Source organism: Streptomyces sp. ADI95-17 (assembly GCF_003846175.1).
GTDB lineage: Bacteria > Actinomycetota > Actinomycetes > Streptomycetales > Streptomycetaceae > Streptomyces > Streptomyces sanglieri.
The window spans coordinates 52,415-72,811 of sequence record NZ_ML123045.1 but is presented as its reverse complement, the minus strand read 5'-3'; the positions used below and the strand labels follow the sequence as shown (position 1 = coordinate 72,811).

Sequence of the window (20,397 nt, the reverse complement as noted above, 5' to 3'; positions counted from 1 at the left end):
CATGCCGTGGCGTGGCCCTGAGTTCGAGGGCGAGCGCCCCACGCTGGGTTGGTACGTCCTCGATTGGATGATGGAGAACTTGGCCCAGCCCGGCCGGGACGACGGCGCCCCGTTCGTGCCGACGCAGGAACAGGCAGAGTTCCTGTGCGGGTACTACGAGCTGCACCCGGTGACCGGGAAGCGGCTCATTCACCGGGCGCTGCTCAGCCGGCCGCGAGGGTGGGGGAAGAGTCCGTTCGTCGGCGCGATCGCGCTCGCCGAGGCGTGCGCCGACGTCGTGCCGGACGGATGGGATGCGTACGGCGAGCCGATCGGCCGGCCGTGGCACTCGGTCCGGACGCCACTCGTACGTATCGCCGCGGTGACCGAGGCGCAGACCGACAACACGTGGCTACCGCTGCTGGAAATGGCGCGGGGCGGGTCGCTGTCGACCGACTACGGGCTCGACGTCCTCGACACCGTGATCTATCTGCCGCGCGGGAAGATCTCCCCAATCACGTCATCGGCAACGAGCGTCAAGGGTGACCCGGCGTGCTTTGCGTCGCTCGATCAGACGGAAGAGTGGACGGAGTCCAACGGCGGGATCAAGCTCGCGAAGACGCTGCGGTTCAACGCAACGAAGCTCGGCGGCAGCATCATCGAGACCCCGAACGCGTTCACGCCTGGCGAGGGCAGCGTCGCGGAGAACTCGGCGGCCGACTATCAGGCGATCATCGACGGCCGGTCGCGTGCGCGCGGCATCCTGGTAGACCACCGCGAGGCGCCACCCGAGACGGACATGACCGACGTGCGGTCGCTCACGGCCGGGCTGCGGTACGCGTACGGGGACAGCAGCGATCACCCCGACGGTTGCGTGTTGCACGATCCGCCGTGCACGCCCGGTTGGTCGCCGATCGAGGGCATCACCGAAGCGTTCTGGGACACCTCGAACGACGTCCAGGACTTGCGCGCCGACTTCCTGAACCAGATCACGCACGCATCGGACGCATGGTTGTCGGCGCCCGAGGTGCGGGCGGCGTCCGACCTTGACCGCGAGGTGCTGCCGGGCGACCGGATCGTGCTCGGGTTCGACGGCAGCCGGAAGCGCTCGCGCGGCGTCACTGATGCAACAGCGCTGATCGGGTGCCGACTGTCCGACGGGCACCTCTTCGAGATCGGGGTGTGGGAGCAGCCGAAGGGGTGGAAGCCGCCGGTGGGCGAGCCCGGTGAGGGCTGGCAGGTTCCGGTCGTCGAGGTGCTCGCCACGATCGCCGAGACGTTCGACCGGTACGACGTCGTCGGGTTCTACGCCGACCCCGCGAAATGGGAGTCGCACGTAGCGGACTGGGAAGCGGCGTACGGGCCGCGGCTGCAAGTGCAGTCGACCCGGAATCACCCGGTGGAATGGTGGATGACCGGCGGGCGCAGCACGTTGATCGTGCGGGCCCTGGAGAAGTTCCACACGGCCTTGACGGAGCGTGAGTTGACGCACGACGGGGCGTCGGCGCTGGTGCGGCATCTGCTCAACTCGCGGCGCCGAAAGACCCGGTCGGGGATTCAGATCATGAAGGCCAACCCCGACAGCCCCGACAAGATCGACGCCGCGGTCGCGGCTGTCCTCGCGTGGCAGTGCCGACTCGACGCGATCGCCGCCGGCCTCGCCGTCGAGGTCGAGGAAATGGGCGGCTACACCTTCTGACAGCCCGAGAGGGGGCGACGTGCTCGACGAGACACCAGAGATCGGTAACCCCGACTACTGGCTGCTGCGCCTCGGCCGGCAGATGCGCAAGCGCGAGCGGGTGCTCGACGAGTGGTGGCGGTACTACCGCGGGCGGCCGCCGCTTCCCGAGCTGCCGCCGAACGCGCAGCAGGCGTTCATCGACTTTCAGCGGAAGTCGCGCACGAACTTCTGTCAGATCATCAGCAACGCATCGGTGCACCGGCTCACCGCGCTCGGCGTTACCGCGCCGAACGGTGAGCCGGACGACCGGGCGTCGCGGTGGTGGCAGCAGAACCGGCTCGACAGCCGACAAAAGCTCGTGTGGCGGGTCGCGATGTCGCAGTCGGTCGGGTACATGCTCGTCGGCGCGCACCCGACCCGGACCGAGGAGAACGGCCGGCCGTCGCCGCTGATCACTGCTGAGCATCCGCGCGAGTGCATCGTCGGGTGCGACCCGGAGACGGGCGAGCCGTACGTCGGGCTCAAGGCGTGGCACGACGATGTCGACGGCTTCGGGCACGCGCGGGTGTTCTTCGACGACCGGTCGTTTCCGTACCGGACTACGGAGCGGTGCGGGCGCCGTCTGCCGTGGGGGCCCGACTCATGGGTGTATGTCGGAGACCTGGACGACGGTGAGCCGCACGACCTCGGGATGCTGCCGCTTGTTGAGTTCGAGCGCATGCCGGATTTGGGCGAGGATCCCGAGCCGGAGTTCGCTGGAGTGCTGGACATTCAAGACCGCGTGAACATGGGGATCTTGAACCGTATGGCGGCAAGCAGGAACTCGGGCTTCCCGCAGAAATGGATCAAGGGGCACCGGTTCGCGAAGCGGAAGGACCCGGCGACCGGGATCATCACGGTCGAGCAGCCTTTCATCCCCGGTCCGGGTGTGGTGTGGGCGAGCGAGGGCGAGAACGCGCAGTTTGGGCAGCTGTCGGCCGCCGATCTGTCGGGGTTCCTGAAGGAACACGAGAGCGATGTGCGCGACATGCTGATCTTGTCGCAGACTCCCGTGTACTACTACGGCGGCGACCTGGTGAACATTTCGGCGGACACCATCGGGGCGCTCGACATTCTGCACGTGGCCAAGATCCGCGAGCACATCGCCAGTTTCGGCGAAGGGCTGGAGTCGGTCATGTCTCTCTGCGCGGCGCAGGCCGGTGTAGCCGAGGACTACACCGAGGCCGAGGTGCGATGGGCCAATCCCGCGCACGCGTCCCTCGCGGTTAAGGCCGACGCGGCGACGAAACTCAAGTCGATCGGGTACCCGCTCGACGTCGTCGCCGAAGAGATGGGCGAGACACCGGCCATGGTCCGCAGGATCACAGCCGGTGCCGCGTCGCAGGCCCTGCTCGCCGCGTCGCTGCTGCCGGCCCCGGCCACGGCGCCGACGGCGGGCAACCTGCCGGACACCGGGGGCGGGTCGCTCGATGGGTGAGGCCCTGCAGACGGCGCTCGCCGACCGGTACGACGCGCTGTCGGGCTCGCTCCGCGATCGGCTGATCTCGTTCGTTCTGTCCGCGTTCGACGGCCTCGGTAGCTACCGGGACGCCGACGCTGCGGCGTTCATCGAGCGGGTGCTGCCGGTCGTTCTCGCGACGCAACAGCAGATGGGGCAGATTACTGACGCCTACCTGTCGGCGGTGATCGCGGACATGCTCGGCGGCGCTGCGGCCCCGGCCGGTGTCCAGCTCGACGCGGCGCTCCGCGGCGTCGCCCCGGCCGAGGTCTACACGCGCCCGTTCGTCACCACCTGGACGGCGCTCAGCAAGGGCAAGGCGTACGCCGACGCGGTCGCCGAGGGGCGTACGCGGCTGCTCAGCATCACCGAGACCGACCTGCAGCTCGCCCGCACCCATGCCGCGCAGCAGTCGATGCAGCGGAGCGGCGCCCGGTACTTCCGTCGTCGTCTCAGCAGCGGGAAGAACTGCGCGCTGTGCACGATCGCGTCGACACAGCGGTACCGAGTCGAGAAGCTGATGCCGATCCATCCGGGCTGCCACTGCAAGCCCGAGCCGCTACCCGGCACCCGTGACCCGGGGCACGTCATCGACGAGCGGCTGCTGAGAGAGGCGCACGACGCGATCGCGCGTGACCTCGGCGAGTCCGACCGCGGCGGCCGCGCCCCCGACTATCGCAACGTGATCATCACTCGCCAACACGGCGAGTACGGGCCGCTGCTCGCAGTCCGGCGACACGAGTTCACAGGCCCGGAGGAGATCGTCAGGTAAGGGCAGGCTGACACGCCAGATCACAGATGGGCGCGCGCCATGAGCGATACGCGCTGTGCCTGGTCAGCAAACATCAGGCACTCTTGTCGCCCTTCGGCGTTGACCGAGCTGATCGGCAGGGTCTTGATCCGGATACTGAGATCCCAAAGCGCGCGGGACAGTTCCGGACTGTGAACCTTCCTGCTCAACACTTCCAAACGGTCATCGTGCCGCGCCTCGACCCAACCAGTCAGATCCTCATCACTTGCGGAATTTGGTACCGCGAACTTCAAGGCAGCTCGCTCTACTGCAAAGAGGGCGTCGAACAACTCGGCAGGTGGTCTGCGGTTTGCCTTGTGCTGGTTCCAAGCTGCCCAAAGTCCAGCAGGGCCCCCGACTGCGCCCACGATGCCGCCTGTTGCTGCAAGCCAATCAGTTACGTCTGACACCTGTAGCTCCCCCTGCTAGACCAACGGCTGCTCAGGCTATCCAACGACGATCGCGTCGGCGCGGGGCGTCTGCTGCTCGGCTGCGCCCCGGCGTTTGACGGTTCGACGGCGCCGACACGGCGCACAACACCACTGCTCACCCTGACCCGACACGGGAGACATCACCATGCGCACGCGTACTCTGCCCCGTCACGCCCGGACCGGGCAGCTCGCCGTCGGCTGGCGCAAGCCGCGCCCCGGCGAGGACCCGGCCGAGCTGTACCCGGTGTGGCCGGTCCTCGGCGGCGCCGAGGGTAACGACTCGGGAGACACCGCCGACGGCGACCAGGACGACGACGCCGACAAGTCCGACACGGACGACAAGGGCGACGACGACACGGTCGACCACAAGGCCGACGCCGAGAAGTGGAAGGCGCAGGCGCGCAAGCACGAAGCACGGGCGAAGGAGAACGCCGCGGCGGCGAAGGAACTCGCGCGGGTCAAGCGCGAGGGAATGAGCGACATCGACAAGAAGGTCGACGAAGCGGTCGCCGCTGCCCGAGCCGAGGAACGTACCAAGGCCGGTGAACGGGTTGCCAAGTCGGCGTTCCTCGCTGCGGCAAAGGGGCGGATCGACAAGGCGAAAGACGTCCTCGACGACATCAACCTGCGCCGCTACGTCAACGACGACGGCGAGGTCGACGACGACGCGATTGCCGAACTGGTCGACAGGCTCGCGCCGAAAAAGTCCGACAAGGACGACGGCCAGGGCGACGAGCGCGACACGCGCCGCCGATCCCGCAGCGGGGGCTACCAGGGCACGCGGCAGCGAGGCAGCAGCGGCGGCAACGGGGGCGGTTCGCTCGCCGAGGGCGCCGAGCTCTACAAGTCGCTGCTCGGCGGCGGCAACAAGACCTGATGATCCGGGAGGGATCACGATGAACCTTGCACAGACGACCGAATGGTTCGGGACCGACGATCAGTCGTGGCTCGGATCTGAGCACGGAACGCAGGCGACCGAGACGATCGTGCTCGACACCTCGACGTTCACCCCGGCGACGCACTACCCCGAAGGATTCTTCAAGAGCGGCATCCCGCTCGGGAAGATCACGGCCGGTGGGAAGTACGGGCCGTACGACGGCGCCGCTACGGACGGCCGCGAGGCGCTCGTCGGATTCCTGTACTCCGCCGTCGGCGCTCCGACAGTCAACACCATCGACCCGGCCGGCGCGCTGCTCACACACGGCAAGGTGCGCGAGTCGCGTCTGCCTGTTGCTGTCGACGCCGCCGGTAAGGCTGACATCGCCGGTTCGATCCGGTTCGTCTGAGAGGAAGTGATCTAGATGAGCTGGACCCTGGACACCGAATTCATCGAGCCCACGGCACTTACCGGGCTCATCCGTGCCGCGCTCGCTGATCTGCAGACCAACCGGTTCACCTTGAGCCGGTGGCTGCCGAACGTCCAAGTCGACGACATCGTGTACGAGTTCACCAAGGGCGGCGGCGGTCTCGCCGAGACGGCGTCCTACCGGTCGTGGGACACCGAGAGCAAGATCGGTCGTCGCGAGGGGATCGGCAAGGTGATGGGTGAGCTCCCGCCCATCAGCGAGAAGATCCCGTTCAACGAGTACGACCGGCTGCGGCAGCGGAAGCTTGGCCGCACGGATGCGCTGCCGTTCATTGCCCGGGATGCCCAGCGGATCGCCCGGAACATCGCCGCGCGTTTCGAGGTCGGCCGCGGCGCTGCGCTTGTGGGCGCAGCCGTGCCGGTTCCCGAGCTGAAGACGACCGTCGACTTCGGGCGGATCGCCACGCACTCGGTCGTCGCGGCGGTGCTGTGGTCGGACCACGAGAACGCGAAGCCGATCAATGATTTGCGGGCGTGGGTCCACACGTACGAGGACACGAACGGCGAGCGCCCGGCCGTGATCCTCGCCCCGGCCGCGGTCGTCGAGAACCTCGCGATGTGTGACCAGATGATCCGCCAGGCGTACCCGCTGGCCCCGGCTGGCACAGCGCCGATGATCACCGGCGACCAGGCCAACTCGATTCTGCGGGCGCTGAACCTGCCGCCGATCGAGATCTACGACGCCCGGGTCAAGGTCGACGGCGTCGCGACCCGGATCACCCCGGGCAACGCGATCGCGCTGCTGCCCGAGCCCGGCGCCACGACCGCGGCCGCGCCGACCGACCTCGGGGCGACGCTGCTCGGCACGACTGCCGAATCGCTCGAAGAGGAGTACGCGCTGCAGCCCAGCGAGCAGCCCGGCATCGTCGCCGCGCAGTGGAAGACGAAGGACCCGGTGCGCGTGTGGACGCACGCGGCCGCGGTCGGTATCCCGGTGCTGAGGGAACCGAACCTCACATTCAAGGCGCAGGTGCTCGCGTGAGTCGGCGGCTGATCGCGTACGTGCACGTCGCCGGGGTCGCGTACGGCCCCGGCGACGACGTGCCCCCCGAGGCTGCGAGGCGGATCGGCGCCCATGCGTGGGCAGGCGAGGACCAGGACGACGGCGACCAAGCCCCGCGCCTGAGCAACGCGCCGCCCCGCTCGGGCCGCGGCTCGGGCGTCGAGGCGTGGCGGCAGTACGCCGAGCAGCACAACGTCGAGGTCGCCGCCGACGCGAGCCGCGAGGACATCATCGCGGCGTGCGAGGCGGCCGAGCTCGTCGAGCGAGAGGAGTAACGGGGATGGCGGCAGCGTTCGCGACGGTCGAGGACTACGAGGCGCGCGCCGCCGTCACCCTGCCCGAGGGCAGCCCGCGGCGGGCGCAGGTCGAGGCGTACCTCGACGACGCGTCGGCACTGATGCGGCGGCACATCCCGACCGGCTACACCCCGGCCCCGGAGACAACGCGGGCGATCGCCGTCGCGATTACCCGCCGCGCCATCGCGAACGGCGGCGGGTACCGGCAGCGCACGATCGGCCAGTATTCCGAGACACTCGGCGAGAACGGCGGGCTCTACCTCACCGACGACGAGATCGAGCAGCTGCAGCCCGAGGACGAGACCGACCCGGATGCCGACGCCGCGTACTCGGTCATGCTCATTGACCACGGCGGGTGGCGTGACGACCCGGCCGACGTCTGTCGGCGGCTGCTGTGATCCCCGATGATCTGCTGCCTCACCTCTTGGACATCGAGCACCCGGGGCGTACAACGGACCGGTACGGCAACGTCGTCGACGACTGGTCGGCGTCGACACACGTTGCTGTGCAGGGGTGGATGCAGCAGAACACCGGGGCCGAGGACACCGACCAGCGCGACGCTCAGATCGGCGAGTGGCTGCTGATGTGCAACCCGTGGGCGACCAGCGGCACCCCGCTCACGGTGCACGGCTCGGCCCGAGTCCACTGGAACGGGAAGCAGTTCGAGGTGATCGGCCCGGCCGGTCCGGCGTACGAGCCGGCCGAGCTCCATCACTACGAGATCCGGCTCAAGACCGTGGAGGGGTGACCATGGCCCGAATGAGGGTGGTCCCGAACCGGCGCAACATCGCTGGATTCCTCAAGAGCGACGGGACACGGGCGCTGATCGAGCGAAAAACCAGGGCGGCCGAGCGGGGCGCAGCCTCGGCGAGCACGGCGGCCGGGCAGTTCCGGACCGATGTCGAGGTCGACGACCACCGGGTGCGCGGCGCCGTAATCGGCGACTACTCGACCGATGACCCCGCAGTGTCCAGGGCGGCACTGCTGCGCGGCCTCGACGCGGCAAGGGGGACTGACTGATGCCCGAGGCGATCAGGTTCCCGGACGCCGCCGAGGTGTACACCCGCTACCTGCGCGAGCGTCTCGGCGCCCGCGGCGACCCGGTGCAGGTCGGCACCCGCGTTCCGAATCCCCGGCCGGCTCGGCTCGTCCGGGTTGAGCGGATCGGCGGCGCGCAGCTCGACGTCGTCACCGACCGGCCGCGCCTCGATGTGCATTGCTGGGGCGCGACCGAGGCGGACGCCGCCGATCTGGTGGCGGTCGTCCGGGCGCTCACTCTCGCTATGCCGGGGTGGCGGGGCGCCGTGGTGTACGACGTTGTCGAGGTCGGGGGCCCGAATCTGCTGCCCGACGCTGCGACGTCGTCGCCGCGGTACGTGTTCGCCGTTGAGCTCTCCATTCGAGGGGCGACCCTCCCCGTCTGACCGGCTCACCCGCCGTTGACCGCACGCCCCCGCGCCGCACTGGCCGGGGGTTTCTTCATGGAGGCAAGCCCATGGGCACCCCGACCGAGCCGGTCTCGCTTGAGACTGGTCTGCACAACGAATTCATCCGCAAGCAGCTCGTACAGGCGGTGTACGCCGCCGACTACACCGCGGCGGCGATCGATGCCCCGTTCGCCACGGCTGATGGGAAGTTGCTTCCGATCCCGGCCGGGTACGTCGCCGTCGGGTACACCACAGACGACGGGCTCACGTTCACGGGCGATCTGTCCATGACGGACGTCACGAGCTCGCAGTCGGTCGAACCGACCCGCTCCGATGTCGAGTCGGATGTGCTGAGCGCGCAGTTCGCCCCGCAGGAGACGAACCCGGCGACCCTGGCCCTGTACGAGGGGCTTCCGCTGTCCGGCGTGGGGGCGCTGCCTGCCGTGGGTACGGCGTGGCAGTGGGACCGGGCGGCGACGCCGAAGAACCCGTACCGGCGGCTGCTGTTCATCGGTCTGGACTACGACGACAGCGGCGCCGAGATCTACATCGTGAAGTTCTTCCCGCGTGCCCGCATGACGTCCCGTGACGACGAGCAGTGGGCCCGGTCGACGGAAACGCAGCGCCCGGTGACGTTCAACGCGTTCCGCGACAGCGTGCTCAAGACGTCCTGCCGCAACTGGGTCGACGGCCCGGGATGGCGAGCGTTCGCCCCGCCCGAGACGCCGTGACCCGCCCCTGATCGAGCGGGGGGCGGCGGTTCTGGGTGAGCCCCACCGCCCCCCGCTCTCCAATGCTCACCCGCAGCTCACCCGAGAAAGAGAGACATCACCATGAGCAAGCCCGGTAAGGCCCGTTACCGTCTGTCGGCCGTCAAGGCGTCGTACTCCGAGGCGGTCGGCGGCACTGCCGTCGAGGTCGAGACCGACGACGGGAAGATCTACACGTTCCCTCACCCCTTGTTCGCGGACGACGAGACGAACAAGGCACTCGACGCCGCCGAGGGCGACGCGGGTAAGGCTCGCGTGCTGCTCGGCGACCAGTGGGACGCGTACGTGAAGAGCGGCGGCGACGCCAACGGGGTCATGCTCGTGTACCTCGCGGTCCGTGCTGAGATGCAGGACACGATGGGAAAGCACCGGCCGCCGAGGCAGTAACCGGCGGCGACTCCGAGGACGTCGAGCAGCTCGTCGAGTACACCGTGCTCGATGTCCTCGGCGAGCATCCCGAGGCGGTCGAGGCCGACCTCGCGCACCACTATCCGGGCTACGGGCCCGGCGGTCCGGTCGCCGCTTTCTGGCGGGGCGAGATCACGCTGCGTTGGCTGCGCGTCATGGTCGAGGGACTGCCGCCCGACGGCGCGGCCGCTCGCGCGGTGGCCGGTCACCACTGGACACATGCCGACTGGGCCGCGGTCGACTCGCAGGATCTCCTCGCGCTGCTGTTCACCGCGTTCTTGAACGCCAACCGCGACCCGAAGAAGCCGCCCGCTCCGTGGCCCGAGCCATCGTGGCGGCCGGGTGACCCGCTGCCCGAGGACACAACGGCGGCCGACGCCGAGAAACAGGCGCAGGCTCGCGCCGCGTACGAACGAATCAATTCGCAGGTACTCCCCGGGGGGTGATCCGTCGTGCCGGTCGAGGTCGGTGTCGGGTACGTGTCCGTCGTTCCGTCGACCCGGGGGTTCGGGCCCGAGCTGCAGCGGCAGATCACGGGCCCGTCCGGCGACGCCGGGCAGCGCGCCGGCCGCGAGTCGGGCAGCGGGTTTCTGTCCGGGATCGGCGGAGTCCTGAAAGCGGGCGTGGCCGGAGTCGCGGCCGGGGCCGGCGTGCTGTTCGCCGCGGGGTTCGCTAAGGCGGTCGAGCAGGACAAGGCGACCGCGAAGCTTGGCGCTCAACTTGGTCTGAGTTCCAAGGAGTCGGCGCGTCTCGGAAAGATCGCGGGGTCGGTCTACGCGAAGGGGTACGGCGAGTCGATCGACCAGATCAGCGACTCGCTCAAAGCGCTCGCGCAGAACGGCGTCGCCGCGGTCAACGCCCCGCAGAAGGATCTCGCCGCTCTCAGTAAGAGTGCGGTCAACCTTGCCGAGACGTTCGACGCCGATGTCAGCGACTCCGCGCGGGCGGCCGGGCAGCTCATCAAGACGGGGCTCGCGAAGGACGGCAAGCAGGCTTTTGACCTGATCACCAAGGGGTTCCAGTCGGGCGCCGACAAGGCGGGCGATTTCCTTGACACGATCAACGAGTACTCGACGCAGTGGCGTAAGGCCGGAATCGACGGGGCGACCGGGATCGGGCTGATCAATCAGGCGCTCAGGGCGGGCGCCCGCGACGGTGATGTCGCCGCCGACGCGATCAAAGAGTTCTCGATCCGCGCAGTCGACGGCAGCGACACAACTGCGAGCGGATTCAAGGCGCTCGGGCTCAACGCCGACAACATGGCGAGCAAGTTCGCCAAGGGCGGCAAGGTCGCAAACGGGGTACTCGACCTCACCCTCGACAAGCTGCGCGGGATCAAGGATCCCGTACGGCAGTCGCAGATCGCGGTCGAGCTCTTCGGAACCCAAGCCGAGGACCTCGGGGCGAGCTTGCTCGCAATGGACCCCTCGACGGCGGCCGCCGGCCTCGGGCAAGTCGGCGGAGCGGCCGACAAAATGGGCAAGACCTTGCACGACACCGCGACGAATGGCATCGAGGTGTTCAAGCGGCAGGCGCTGCAGGGCCTCGCGACTGTGGCGGACAAGTACGCGCTGCCCGCGGTCACACGGCTCGGGCAGTTCCTCAACGATCGTGTTCTGCCACCTGCCAAAGCGGTTGGCTCCGTCATGCTCAGCACGCTCGTCCCCGCCGTGACGGGCACGGCGTCGGCGTTCGCCGCTGGTGCTCAGTGGGTGCAGGACTACGGGGCGTGGCTGCTGCCGCTCGGTGTCGCCGTCGGCGGTCTCGCTCTCACGATGGGCGCCTCGGCGATCGCGACCGGCGCAGCGACAGCGACGTTCTCGATCTATCGCGGGGTGATCCTCGCTACGGCGGCGGTCACCCGCGGGTATGCCGTTGCGCAAGGAGTCCTCAACGCGGTGATGAACGCCAACCCGATCGGGTTGATCATCACGGGTGTTGCGGCTCTCGCGGCGCTGCTCGTCGTCGCGTACAAGAAGAGCGACACCTTCCGGAGCATCGTTCAGGGCGCGTGGGCTGGCATTCAGGCTGCGGCCTCGGTCGCGTGGAACAGTGCGATCAAGCCGGTCGTGGACGGCTTCATGACAGGGCTCCGGGCGATCGGAACGGCCGCGTCGTGGCTGTGGTCGACCGTGCTGTCGCCCGTGTTCGGATTCATCGGCACAGCCGCCAAGGTGCTGCTCGTCGTGGCGATCTTCCCGATCGTCGCCGCTTTCAAGCTGCTCGCCGCTGTCGGATCGTGGCTGTGGTCGACAGTCCTCGGGCCTGTTTTCGGGTGGATCGCGGACAAGGCAATTTGGCTGTGGACCGTGGCGATCAAGCCCGCGTTCAACTCCATCGTCGCGCAGATCAAGGCAGTTGGTGCAGTTGCATCGTGGCTGTGGAAGAACGTGTTTTCACCAGTGCTGGGCTGGATCGGCGACAAGGCCGTTTCGCTGTGGAACAACAGGATCAAACCGGCGTGGGACCTGATGCGGATCGGGATCGGGCTCCTCGGCGACAAGCTGAAAGACCTGTGGGAAACCAAGGCCAAGCCCGTATTTCAGTGGATCGGCGACAAGGCGTCATGGCTGTGGAACAAGGCCACGAAACCCGCATTCGACGCGCTGAAGCTGGGCGTTAAGGCCGTCTCCGACAGCTTCGGCAAGGCCAAGGATGCAATCAAACTGGCCTGGGACAAGGTCGAGGGGATCGCGAAGAAGCCCGTAGCGTTCGTGATCGATACGGTCTACAACAAGGGCATTCGCGGCGTCTGGAACCAGATTGCGGGCGCGTTCGGGGCTCCGAAGTTGCCCGCTTTCAAAGGATTCGCGGGCGGCGGGATCCTGCCGGGCCAGTCGTCTTGGCGGAACGGCGACGACCAACTCGTGCCCATGCGGCGCGGCGAGGGCGTATACGTTTCCGAGGCGATGCGCGACCCGTACGAGCGGGCGCGCCTGCACGCGGTCAACCAGGCCGCGATGCACGGGCGTTCCCTGTCGGCGTACCAGGGCGGAGGGTTCGCCAAGGGCGGGATTTTCGGGTGGGTCAAGTCGGCCGCGTCGAAGGGTGTCGACCTCGCGTCGTCCGGGATCTCTTGGCTGAAGGACGGCGTAAAGGCGTCGGCCGAGGCCGGGCTCAACAGCGTGGTCAAGCCGCTGATCAACAAGATCTCGGGCTCGACGTCGCTGTACCGGGACATGATCACCGGCATCCCGAAGAAGATGATCAAGGACATCCTCGGGTACTCCGGCAAGGCCGACTCCGAGATGGAAAAGGCCGGCGTCGGCGGCAAGGGCTACAAGGCCGCGCTGTCCTGGGCGCGCACGCAGAACGGCAAGCCCTACCAGTGGGGCGGCAACGGAAACCCGAGCTGGGACTGCTCGGGTCTCGTGTCCGCAATCGAGTCCGTGATCAGGGGCGAGCGCCCGCACCGCCGTTGGGCGACCGGGTCGTTCAGTGGGGCGACTGCACCCGCAGGATGGGTTCGTAACGCTCGCTCCCCGTACATGATCGGCATCACGAATGCTGGCGTTGGCCACACCGCAGGCACGCTCAACGGTGTCAACGTCGAGTCGCGTGGCGGTGATGGCGTCGTGATTGGCAGTCGTGCCCGCTCGTATCACGACCCGCTGTTCACCGACGTCTACGGGTTCAAGGGGTACGCCGACGGCGGGTCGCCGCGCCCCGGAGAGATCGCATGGGTCGGCGAGAACGGGCCCGAGCTGATCCGTTTCTCCGGTGGGGAAGTCGTCTACTCCAACCGGGACTCCATGGCTATGTCGGCCGGCCTCGGTCCGGTGCGCGGGTTCGCCAAGGGCACCTCCAAGGCGCGGAAGCCGAGCAAGATCGGCACTGACCTGACAGGTTTCCAGAAGAGCTTGACCGGGTCGGCGTCGGCGATCGCGTCGGCGGCGAAGCGGCTGACGAAGGATCTCGGCGCGGCGGGCAAGGCGGGGCGGTCGCTGGTCAAGTCGACCGAGAAGGCGTCGGCCAAGCTGCAGGCGATGGCGAAGCAGCGCGATGCCGTCGCCTCGAAGATCACCGCTGCAAGGGGGTACGCCTCCGACAAGTCGAAGTCGGCGGCCGACTACCTGAACGTGTCCAACTTTGCCGACGTCGGCAGCGTCGGCGACCTGATCGCCGGAATGAAGGACCGGCAGGCGACCGTGAAGGGGTTCCAGTCCGCGATCGCCACGGCGCAGAAGCGGGGCGCGTCTAAGACTCTGATCAGTCAGTTGATCGAGATGGGGCCGGATTCGCAGCTTGCCGGACTTGTATCGCGTGCGACTGGCGGCGACATGAAGCAACTCAACGCCCTGGTTTCCAGCGGCTCGAAGCTGTCGACGTCCTACGGCCGGTCGATGGCTGACCTGATGTACGACGCGGGCAAGGACGCGTCGAAGGGGTTCCTGGCTGGTCTGCTCGGCGAGCAGAAAGGCATCCAGGACGCCATGGCCAAGCTCGGCGCCGGAGCGATCAAGGCGATCCGGTCGAAGAAGGGCATTGACGCCCACTCGCCGAGCAGGAAGGGCGCGCAGGCCGGTGCCGATGTCGGGGCTGGAGTCGTCGCCGGAATGGCAGCGATGGCCCCCGCGGTCGCCGCGCAGGCTGCCCGGCTGGGCAAGCACGCGGTACCGGCCGCCGCGGTCGTCCCGGTGACGTCGCAGCGGGCGGGATCCGATCCGCTCGCGTCGCTGGACGGTATGGCCGTTGCCCTGGTCCTCGATGACGGCCAGGCCCTGGCTGCTCATTTCGATACCCGCGTGGATGCGCGGCTGAGCACCGTCCGCCGCAGTGCGCGGGCGGGGGCAAGGAGGTAGGCCGTGCCGCTGATCGTGGATCCGTCCGCACCACAGGTGACACCGCCAGAGCGGGTGACCAGCCCGGAAGGATGGCTGTCCGCTGTCGTGGACGAGCAGTGGTCGGGGGTGGTGCTGTCGTACGACGGTGCCACCCCGCCCGACACCGCCCGCAATTTGGCGCTGAACCCATCGTTCGAGCAGACGCTCACGACCGAGACAACTGGGTACGGCACCACCAGCACCCGCTCCCGCGTCTCCGCCGAGTCGCATGTAGGCGGGTACAGCGTGCAGCACGCCATCAGCATGGCCGGGGCGCAGGGTGGCACAAACTGGAACATCGAACCGGTTGCTGCTGGCCAGGTTGTGCAGTTCGGGGTATGGGTGAAGATCCCCACGACGGGCGTCACGGACCTGGAACTGTGGTGGCGGAACCAGACGACGACCCTGGCGACGGCGTCGGTCATCGCGCAGGCGCAGCCCGGTGCATGGGCCCATGTGTCCGGCTCGTACACCGTCCCGGCCGGGCAGAGTATCGACCGCGTTTCCGCAGTCGCCACAGCCGGGCCGAGCCCGGTTACATGGTGGGCTGACGCAGCCATGGCCGAGACCGGGCCCGTCGCGCACCCCTACGTTGATGGCGATCAGCCCGGGTGCGTGTGGGACGGGACACCCAACGCATCAACCAGCCGTCGCGTCACCACGGCACTCGACCCGGCCAGGATCCGCAAGGTGCGGATCCTGCGGACCGATCCGGGCTCCGCCCCGGTCCCGGTCCGGTCCGCCGACCCCGCATGGGCGATCGGCGGCCGCGGTACGGCGTACGACCATGAAATGCCGCTCGGCGTGCCCGTGATCTACACGGCGACGCCGGTCTACGCGGACGGGTCCACGGGCCCGGCGACCTCGCTCGCGGTGACGGTGCCCGCCCCCGAACCGGGGCAAGACCGGGATCTGTGGCTGAAGTCCATCGACCAGCCATCGTTGTCGTTGCGGGTGATGCTTGTGGAACGTCCGGAGCCGAGCAGTGCCGGACGGCAGGACGTAGCCGATGTCCCCGGTAGCCCCTACCGGGTGGTGGCTTACGACGAGCACGCCGCCGAGTCGTACACCGTCACGATTGACGTGCCGCCCGAGCAGGTCGACCAGGTACGGAAGCTGCTGCGGTCCGGGGTGCTCCTCGCTCAGACCCGCCCCGGGTACGTAATCACGCCGGACGCGTACCACGTACCCGCGGACATCACCGGCCCGACGCCGACCGGCCGACTCGGCTCGTCGGAGGGCTATCAATTCAGCTGGGCAATCGAGCCCGTGGGCCGCCCGGCGACAGCAGACGCGCCGATGCGGATGCCTGGCTGGTCGTGGGACAAGGTGGCCGCGCGATTTGCTACCTGGGACGCGGTGGCCGCGTCGTACAGCAGTTGGGCGTCGCTCAGCACGAACGGGATCACCTGATGCTGCCGATCTCCGCGCGGGCGCTCGCCGCTCTCACCGGGGCCGCGCGCCGGCCGATCCGCGCGGACTGGAGCAATGACGGCGGCCGGACGTGGACGCCGGTACCGAAAGTGGCCGCGGCCGAAGTCCAGCCGGACCGGACGGCGGAATGCCGGTACTCCGGCACCGCCGAACTGCTCGGCATCCCGCTCGGCGCGTCCGGGGTCAACGCCGTTGTCACGCAGGTGCGGTTGTTCCAGGGTATCCAGGGGCCGCGCATGGACGTGGAGTGGATCCCGGCCGGGGTGTACGTCGTCGACCGGCTCACCCGCACCCGATACGGCGCGAAAGTGGATCTCCTCGGCCGCGAGGAAGCGGTGCGGGCTGCCAAGTTGCCCGTACCACGGACCGTCGGCCCGGACGCTGCGGGCCCCCTGGCCGAGACCCTGCTCAGCGAGGCCCTACCCGGGGTGCCGGTCGCGTGGGTGGCCGGCGCCGACCCGGGAACCCCGGTTCCGGCTTTCGTCGTGGAAGAGGACCGGTGGGCAGCGCTGTCCGGCGGCACGGACACGACGGGCGTCGGTACCGGGATCGCTGCCGCGCTCGGCGCCGAACTGTACGCCGACGCGTCCGGCATCATGACCGTCGCCCCTGTCCCGACCCTCGACGACCCGGTCGTCTGGCGGATCCCCTACGGCCTCGCCCTGGTGGAGCCCGCCGAGCAGGAGTCGGCCGAGGGGCTCGTCAACCTCTGGTCAGTCAGTGGAGACGGCGGGGACGGGTCGGCCGTCGTCGGCCCGGTCTATGTCTGGGACGACGACCCGGCGTCGATCACGTACGCCGGCCCCGATCCGGTGGCCGATCCCCTCGCCCCGCAGCGCGAGGGGTTGACCGGTGTCCGGATACGGGCCGAGCGGTACGCATCCGGTCTGATCACCACCATCGGGCAGGCGTACGACGTCGGCCGTGCCCGCCTCGCCGACAGCCTCGGCATCCAAGCGTCGCTGTCGTTCACCTCGGTCTGCAACCCGGCCTTGGAGCCCGGTGACATCGTCGAGGTCGAGGTGCGGCCCGGCGAGTGGCAGCGGCACCTTATCGACTCCTGCCCGTACAGCCTCGGGTCGGCGACACAGTCGTGCACCACCCGCACCACCACGAGGAGAGTGACATGACCGACCCCGCCGCCGAGCTCGGCGCGCTCCTCGCCCCCCGGGCCCCGGCCGGGCTTCAGACCCGCAGTGCACAGGTAGACGGCGTCACCGATCGCGGCGTCAACATCAGGATCGGCGACGAGCTGCTGCTCGACATCCCGTGCTCCGAGGGCTACCGCAACCGGAAGGCCGGCGACTGGGTCGCCGTCACCAAGGGCGCCCGGCCGGTCGTCGTGTGGCGGTTGGGAGACGATCCGGGCGAGGCGACCGAGGACGAGATACGAGAGATCGCCGCTGACACCGCATCCGACATACAGGTCGTCCGCGCGGTCACCTGGGGCACCGCCGCCCCTTCGGGCACCGGGTGGCAGGCCGGGACCACCGTGCACGCCAGGAAGACCGCCGCGGGCAAGGTCGAGCTGTACGTACAGCTGTCCAGCGAGACCGACCCATCACCACCCGTTCCACCCGGCCGCGCACCGAGCCCGATCACGGTCACCCCCAACTCCTCCGGTTCCTGGCGCAACGGCCGGCCGGACGACTACGCGTCCGGCCCGATGCAGGGCGATTGGACCGGCGGCGGCGACCGCCGCGGGGCGTGGTTCTACGGCGGGAAGATCGCTGCCGCGTGCGCAGGCAAGAGCGTTTCCTCGATGAGCGTTGCACTCACTCGGTCCCGCGGTTCCGGTAGCAACGACAAGCGGCCGCTACATCTGTACCTGCACGGCTACCAGTCCGAGCCGGCTGGGCAGCTCAACCTCGGCGACGGCCCCGAGGAGTTGCTACGCCTTTCCGTCGGCGCCCGCGGGACTACGGCACTGCCCACCTCCTGGCGGACCGCGCTCGCGTCCGGTGCCGCCCGGGGCCTGGCCATCTACGCCCGCGGCCGCACCGACTACATGGCCGTGACCGGCGGCGCGATCACCATCCGATTCTCTGCGTAAGGAGCCCGATGGCGACCATCGGAAATGCCCAACTACCAGTCCCGGACGGGGGCGATGCCCCGCTGGGACCGGCCGCACTCGCGAACCTCGCCGGAGCCGTCGACCCGCACCTGACACAGCACGTCACCAACCGCGCGCAGCGCGACAGCCTGTACTCCGGCGCCCCGCGTCACACCATGGTGAGCGCGGACGACGGGTCACTCTGGCTCAAGACGAGCGGCACCGCGAACACGTGGGCGACCGTCTACGAACCCGTGGCCGCGTGGCGTGCGGTCACTCCCGCGTCCGGCTACCAGGGCTCGGAGTTCGCTCCGCTGTGCCGCATCGTCGGCGGTCAAGTCCACCTGCAGGGCCGTCTCCAACGCGTCGACGGTGGGGTTTTCCCGACCGGCGGCGTCAAGATCGGCAGCGTCCCGGCCGACTGCCGCCCCGTCAAGTACGGCTCATGGGCCGGCGGGTCGGGGCTCACTGGCGACCCCATGGTCGGTGTCGGCCGTCTCGAAGTTCTCGGCGCGGCGTCCTCCACGTCGACCGGCACCATCGGCGACATCCTTTGGTACTCCCAGGACGGCAGCGGCGTGCCCTGGGTGGACCTCTCCGGTTCGTACTGGCTCGACTGAGAGGACGTCATGCCCCTGTACACCTATGGCGGATCACCGTCCGAGGTACTGACCACTGCGACGGGCGATGTGGTCCCCGACTACCCCGTCAACATCAGGGTGGCCGGCAGCGGCGAGCTGGTGACCGCCCTGTATGAAGCGGACGGCACCACCCCGATCGGCCAGCTGCGATCCAACCCGATCGGCTCGACGGCCCCGGGCGCTATCCGTCAGTGGATGTGCGAATGGCCGCAGGTTGAGTACGAGTACAACGCGACTGGGGGCCGTACGGTCCGCTGGTACGCCACTGGTCGGGAAGTCGCGACCGAAGCGATGCAGGCCGCGACGACGGCCACCGCGACGGCGACCACGGCGGCCGAGCAGGCGTCGGCCGCACTCACCGCCTCGGCCAACGCGTCCGCGCTCGCCGTGACGGCCGCGGCCAAGTCTGACGCTGCGTCGGCGGATGCTGCTGCCGCGATCGCTGCTGTGCAGTCCCGGCTCGGCGAGGCTGCCACCGTCGACAACCTGCCGGCTGTCGTCATCGACGCCCACCGCGGCGGTGCGGGCGAGGCGCCCGAGAACACGCTCGCCGCGCTGCGGGGCGCGATGCCGTGGGCCGATGTCCTCGATCTGGACTCGCAGGTGATCGGCGACGGTACGCCGGTGCTGATGCACGACGCGACGGTCGACCGGACGACCAAGGCCACCGGCAACGTGAGCTTGTTCAACGCCGCGCAGTGGGGGCTCATCCGGTCGGACCCGTCGTCGTTCTTCGCCGCGGCCGCACCGGATCTGCCGCTGCACACCGTCGAGCAACTCCTCGACGAGCTCGGTGGCCGACGGGTGATGACCGTCGAGGCGAAGAACTCGGCCGGGGTCGCCAAGATCGCTGCCATGATCAAGGCGCGGCGCCTCGAACGCTCCGTATTGATCAACACGAACGACCCGGTAGTCGTGCCTACGATCAAGAACTCTGGCTGCCTCGCGCATCTGTGGCGCAGCGCCTCGCAGATGGCGACCGACAACGCCGCGACGATCAAGGCGACCGGCGCCGATCTGCTCGACCTCGATATCAACGGCACCGATGCACAGATCACCGCAGCGATCGCGCAGCAGTACCCGCTCGGTGTGTGGGCGCACACGCTGACCCGGCGGGTCCAGCGCGACCGCGCTCTCGCGCTGGGGATGCGCGGGATCATCACCGACTACCCGGGTTACGTGTCCGGGCGGGTCGCACGTCGCACGACGTCGTCGTTCGGTACTGGTCAATGGGGGTATGGGTACGTTCCGTCAGGCAGCATCCGCCCGGTACTCGACGCGTCCGGACGCATCCCGTTGCCCGCCCCGACGAGCAGTGCCGACGTGCAGGTGCTGCTCGCCGGAGAGGTGTCCGGCGCCCCCGCGAACGGGACGTTCGACGTGAAGTTCTCTGTTCCGACGGCGGGCTCGGCAGGGTGGTCTCTGCTGTCGCTGCACCTCGGCGCGGACGACGGCCCGACTGAGCTGTCGTCGAGCGCGATCGTCCACAACGGGTACACGGTGCAGGTCAGCAACAACTCGTCGTTGCGGATCTACCGCGATGACAAGGCTGCTGGCACGTCGACGCAGCTCGCGAACACCGCGACGGGCGCAACCCTCGCCGCGAACACGACGTACACCCTTCGGTGCGTGCTCACAGCCGCGCAGATCACGGTGTCAATCCCCGAAGTGGCCGGACTGACCACCACGATCACCGACAGCACGTATCGCGTGCCGTGGTCGATCTTCGTCGGCCGCAATTACAACGCGACCGCGTTCGGACTGATCAACATCATCAGTATCTCGGCCCCCTGATTG

At 68.8% G+C, this 20,397-nt stretch carries 21 protein-coding genes; 20 read left to right on the top strand and 1 reads right to left on the bottom strand.

Translation table 11 applies throughout. The annotated features are described in order from the left end of the window. Window position 1 precedes the first annotated feature (1 nt). From EES42_RS08435 to EES42_RS08425, 3 genes are read left to right on the top strand one after another with little or no spacing between them, the layout of a single operon-like run. Window positions 2-1,678: a terminase gene (locus EES42_RS08435; RefSeq protein ID WP_124717533.1), complete on the top strand. Its 1,677-nt coding sequence runs from the start codon at window positions 2-4 to the stop codon at window positions 1,676-1,678. Between the two features lie 19 nt (window positions 1,679-1,697). Next, on the top strand, window positions 1,698-3,137 hold the full coding sequence (locus tag EES42_RS08430) for a phage portal protein (protein ID WP_124717532.1): 1,440 nt from the start codon (window positions 1,698-1,700) through the stop codon (window positions 3,135-3,137). Further along, complete coding sequence (locus tag EES42_RS08425) at window positions 3,130-3,930, top strand: hypothetical protein (RefSeq protein ID WP_124717531.1); 801 nt, start codon at window positions 3,130-3,132, stop codon at window positions 3,928-3,930. The genes EES42_RS08430 and EES42_RS08425 overlap by 8 nt, the downstream gene beginning before the upstream one ends. 20 nt (window positions 3,931-3,950) lie before the next feature. On the opposite strand, the gene EES42_RS08420 is transcribed toward EES42_RS08425, so the two are convergent. Continuing rightward, window positions 3,951-4,238 carry a hypothetical protein gene (locus EES42_RS08420; protein ID WP_124717530.1) on the bottom strand — a complete coding sequence of 96 codons (288 nt, stop codon included), beginning with the start codon at window positions 4,236-4,238 and terminating at the stop codon, window positions 3,951-3,953. A gap of 286 nt (window positions 4,239-4,524) precedes the next feature. Between EES42_RS08420 and EES42_RS08415 the strand changes: the two genes are divergently transcribed. The 17 genes from EES42_RS08415 to EES42_RS08330 all read left to right on the top strand — a co-directional run bounded on the left by EES42_RS08415 (window position 4,525) and on the right by EES42_RS08330 (window position 20,394). Further along, entirely contained in the window at window positions 4,525-5,256 is a 732-nt protein-coding gene (locus EES42_RS08415; protein ID WP_124717529.1) for a hypothetical protein, read from the top strand. A gap of 19 nt (window positions 5,257-5,275) precedes the next feature. After that, window positions 5,276-5,665, top strand: coding sequence for a head decoration protein (locus tag EES42_RS08410; protein ID WP_124717528.1), 390 nt, complete (start codon window positions 5,276-5,278; stop codon window positions 5,663-5,665). A gap of 15 nt (window positions 5,666-5,680) precedes the next feature. Then, on the top strand, window positions 5,681-6,727 hold the full coding sequence (locus tag EES42_RS08405) for a major capsid protein (protein WP_124717527.1): 1,047 nt from the start codon (window positions 5,681-5,683) through the stop codon (window positions 6,725-6,727). After that, window positions 6,724-7,023 (top strand): hypothetical protein, encoded by a 300-nt coding sequence (locus EES42_RS08400; RefSeq protein WP_164495198.1) that lies wholly within the window; start codon window positions 6,724-6,726, stop codon window positions 7,021-7,023. The genes EES42_RS08405 and EES42_RS08400 overlap by 4 nt, the downstream gene beginning before the upstream one ends. A gap of 5 nt (window positions 7,024-7,028) precedes the next feature. Continuing rightward, window positions 7,029-7,442, top strand: coding sequence for a hypothetical protein (locus EES42_RS08395; protein ID WP_124717526.1), 414 nt, complete (start codon window positions 7,029-7,031; stop codon window positions 7,440-7,442). Window positions 7,443-7,468: 26 nt separating this feature from the next. Beyond that, entirely contained in the window at window positions 7,469-7,792 is a 324-nt protein-coding gene (locus EES42_RS08390; protein ID WP_241196312.1) for a hypothetical protein, read from the top strand. A gap of 2 nt (window positions 7,793-7,794) precedes the next feature. Continuing rightward, window positions 7,795-8,064 (top strand): hypothetical protein, encoded by a 270-nt coding sequence (locus EES42_RS08385; RefSeq protein ID WP_241196311.1) that lies wholly within the window; start codon window positions 7,795-7,797, stop codon window positions 8,062-8,064. Next, window positions 8,064-8,468 carry a hypothetical protein gene (locus tag EES42_RS08380; RefSeq protein ID WP_124717524.1) on the top strand — a complete coding sequence of 135 codons (405 nt, stop codon included), beginning with the start codon at window positions 8,064-8,066 and terminating at the stop codon, window positions 8,466-8,468. The genes EES42_RS08385 and EES42_RS08380 overlap by 1 nt, the downstream gene beginning before the upstream one ends. 71 nt (window positions 8,469-8,539) lie before the next feature. After that, entirely contained in the window at window positions 8,540-9,202 is a 663-nt protein-coding gene (locus EES42_RS08375; protein WP_124717523.1) for a phage tail tube protein, read from the top strand. Window positions 9,203-9,304: 102 nt separating this feature from the next. Further along, window positions 9,305-9,628: a hypothetical protein gene (locus tag EES42_RS08370; RefSeq protein ID WP_124717522.1), complete on the top strand. Its 324-nt coding sequence runs from the start codon at window positions 9,305-9,307 to the stop codon at window positions 9,626-9,628. Window positions 9,629-9,672: 44 nt separating this feature from the next. Further along, window positions 9,673-10,095, top strand: coding sequence for a hypothetical protein (locus EES42_RS08365; RefSeq protein WP_124717521.1), 423 nt, complete (start codon window positions 9,673-9,675; stop codon window positions 10,093-10,095). Between the two features lie 6 nt (window positions 10,096-10,101). After that, window positions 10,102-14,451: a phage tail tape measure protein gene (locus tag EES42_RS08360; protein ID WP_124717520.1), complete on the top strand. Its 4,350-nt coding sequence runs from the start codon at window positions 10,102-10,104 to the stop codon at window positions 14,449-14,451. A 3-nt stretch (window positions 14,452-14,454) separates the two neighbouring features. After that, window positions 14,455-15,885 (top strand): hypothetical protein, encoded by a 1,431-nt coding sequence (locus tag EES42_RS08355; RefSeq protein WP_124717519.1) that lies wholly within the window; start codon window positions 14,455-14,457, stop codon window positions 15,883-15,885. Beyond that, on the top strand, window positions 15,885-17,036 hold the full coding sequence (locus EES42_RS08350; protein WP_124717518.1) for a phage tail protein: 1,152 nt from the start codon (window positions 15,885-15,887) through the stop codon (window positions 17,034-17,036). The genes EES42_RS08355 and EES42_RS08350 overlap by 1 nt, the downstream gene beginning before the upstream one ends. Then, window positions 17,033-17,959: a hypothetical protein gene (locus tag EES42_RS08345; RefSeq protein WP_124717517.1), complete on the top strand. Its 927-nt coding sequence runs from the start codon at window positions 17,033-17,035 to the stop codon at window positions 17,957-17,959. Before EES42_RS08350 ends, EES42_RS08345 begins: the two co-directional genes overlap by 4 nt. An 8-nt stretch (window positions 17,960-17,967) precedes the next feature. Further along, window positions 17,968-18,579 (top strand): hypothetical protein, encoded by a 612-nt coding sequence (locus EES42_RS08340; RefSeq protein WP_124717516.1) that lies wholly within the window; start codon window positions 17,968-17,970, stop codon window positions 18,577-18,579. A 69-nt stretch (window positions 18,580-18,648) separates the two neighbouring features. Beyond that, entirely contained in the window at window positions 18,649-20,394 is a 1,746-nt protein-coding gene (locus tag EES42_RS08330; protein WP_164495197.1) for a glycerophosphodiester phosphodiesterase, read from the top strand. Window positions 20,395-20,397 lie beyond the last annotated feature (3 nt).

Bases quoted from the DNA above. Each gene is read 5' to 3' on its own strand.
- EES42_RS08375 (WP_124717523.1), top strand. From the start codon at position 8,540: ATGGGCACCCCGACCGAGCCGGTCTCGCTTGAGACTGGTCTGCACAAC.
- EES42_RS08395 (WP_124717526.1), top strand. From the start codon at position 7,029: ATGGCGGCAGCGTTCGCGACGGTCGAGGACTACGAGGCGCGCGCCGCC.
- EES42_RS08405 (WP_124717527.1), top strand. From the start codon at position 5,681: ATGAGCTGGACCCTGGACACCGAATTCATCGAGCCCACGGCACTTACC.
- EES42_RS08370 (WP_124717522.1), top strand. From the start codon at position 9,305: ATGAGCAAGCCCGGTAAGGCCCGTTACCGTCTGTCGGCCGTCAAGGCG.
- EES42_RS08345 (WP_124717517.1), top strand. From the start codon at position 17,033: ATGACCGACCCCGCCGCCGAGCTCGGCGCGCTCCTCGCCCCCCGGGCC.
- EES42_RS08415 (WP_124717529.1), top strand. From the start codon at position 4,525: ATGCGCACGCGTACTCTGCCCCGTCACGCCCGGACCGGGCAGCTCGCC.
- EES42_RS08425 (WP_124717531.1), top strand. From the start codon at position 3,130: ATGGGTGAGGCCCTGCAGACGGCGCTCGCCGACCGGTACGACGCGCTG.
- EES42_RS08410 (WP_124717528.1), top strand. From the start codon at position 5,276: ATGAACCTTGCACAGACGACCGAATGGTTCGGGACCGACGATCAGTCG.
- EES42_RS08350 (WP_124717518.1), top strand. From the start codon at position 15,885: ATGCTGCCGATCTCCGCGCGGGCGCTCGCCGCTCTCACCGGGGCCGCG.
- EES42_RS08435 (WP_124717533.1), top strand. From the start codon at position 2: ATGCCGTGGCGTGGCCCTGAGTTCGAGGGCGAGCGCCCCACGCTGGGT.
- EES42_RS08380 (WP_124717524.1), top strand. From the start codon at position 8,064: ATGCCCGAGGCGATCAGGTTCCCGGACGCCGCCGAGGTGTACACCCGC.
- EES42_RS08385 (WP_241196311.1), top strand. From the start codon at position 7,795: ATGGCCCGAATGAGGGTGGTCCCGAACCGGCGCAACATCGCTGGATTC.
- EES42_RS08340 (WP_124717516.1), top strand. From the start codon at position 17,968: ATGGCGACCATCGGAAATGCCCAACTACCAGTCCCGGACGGGGGCGAT.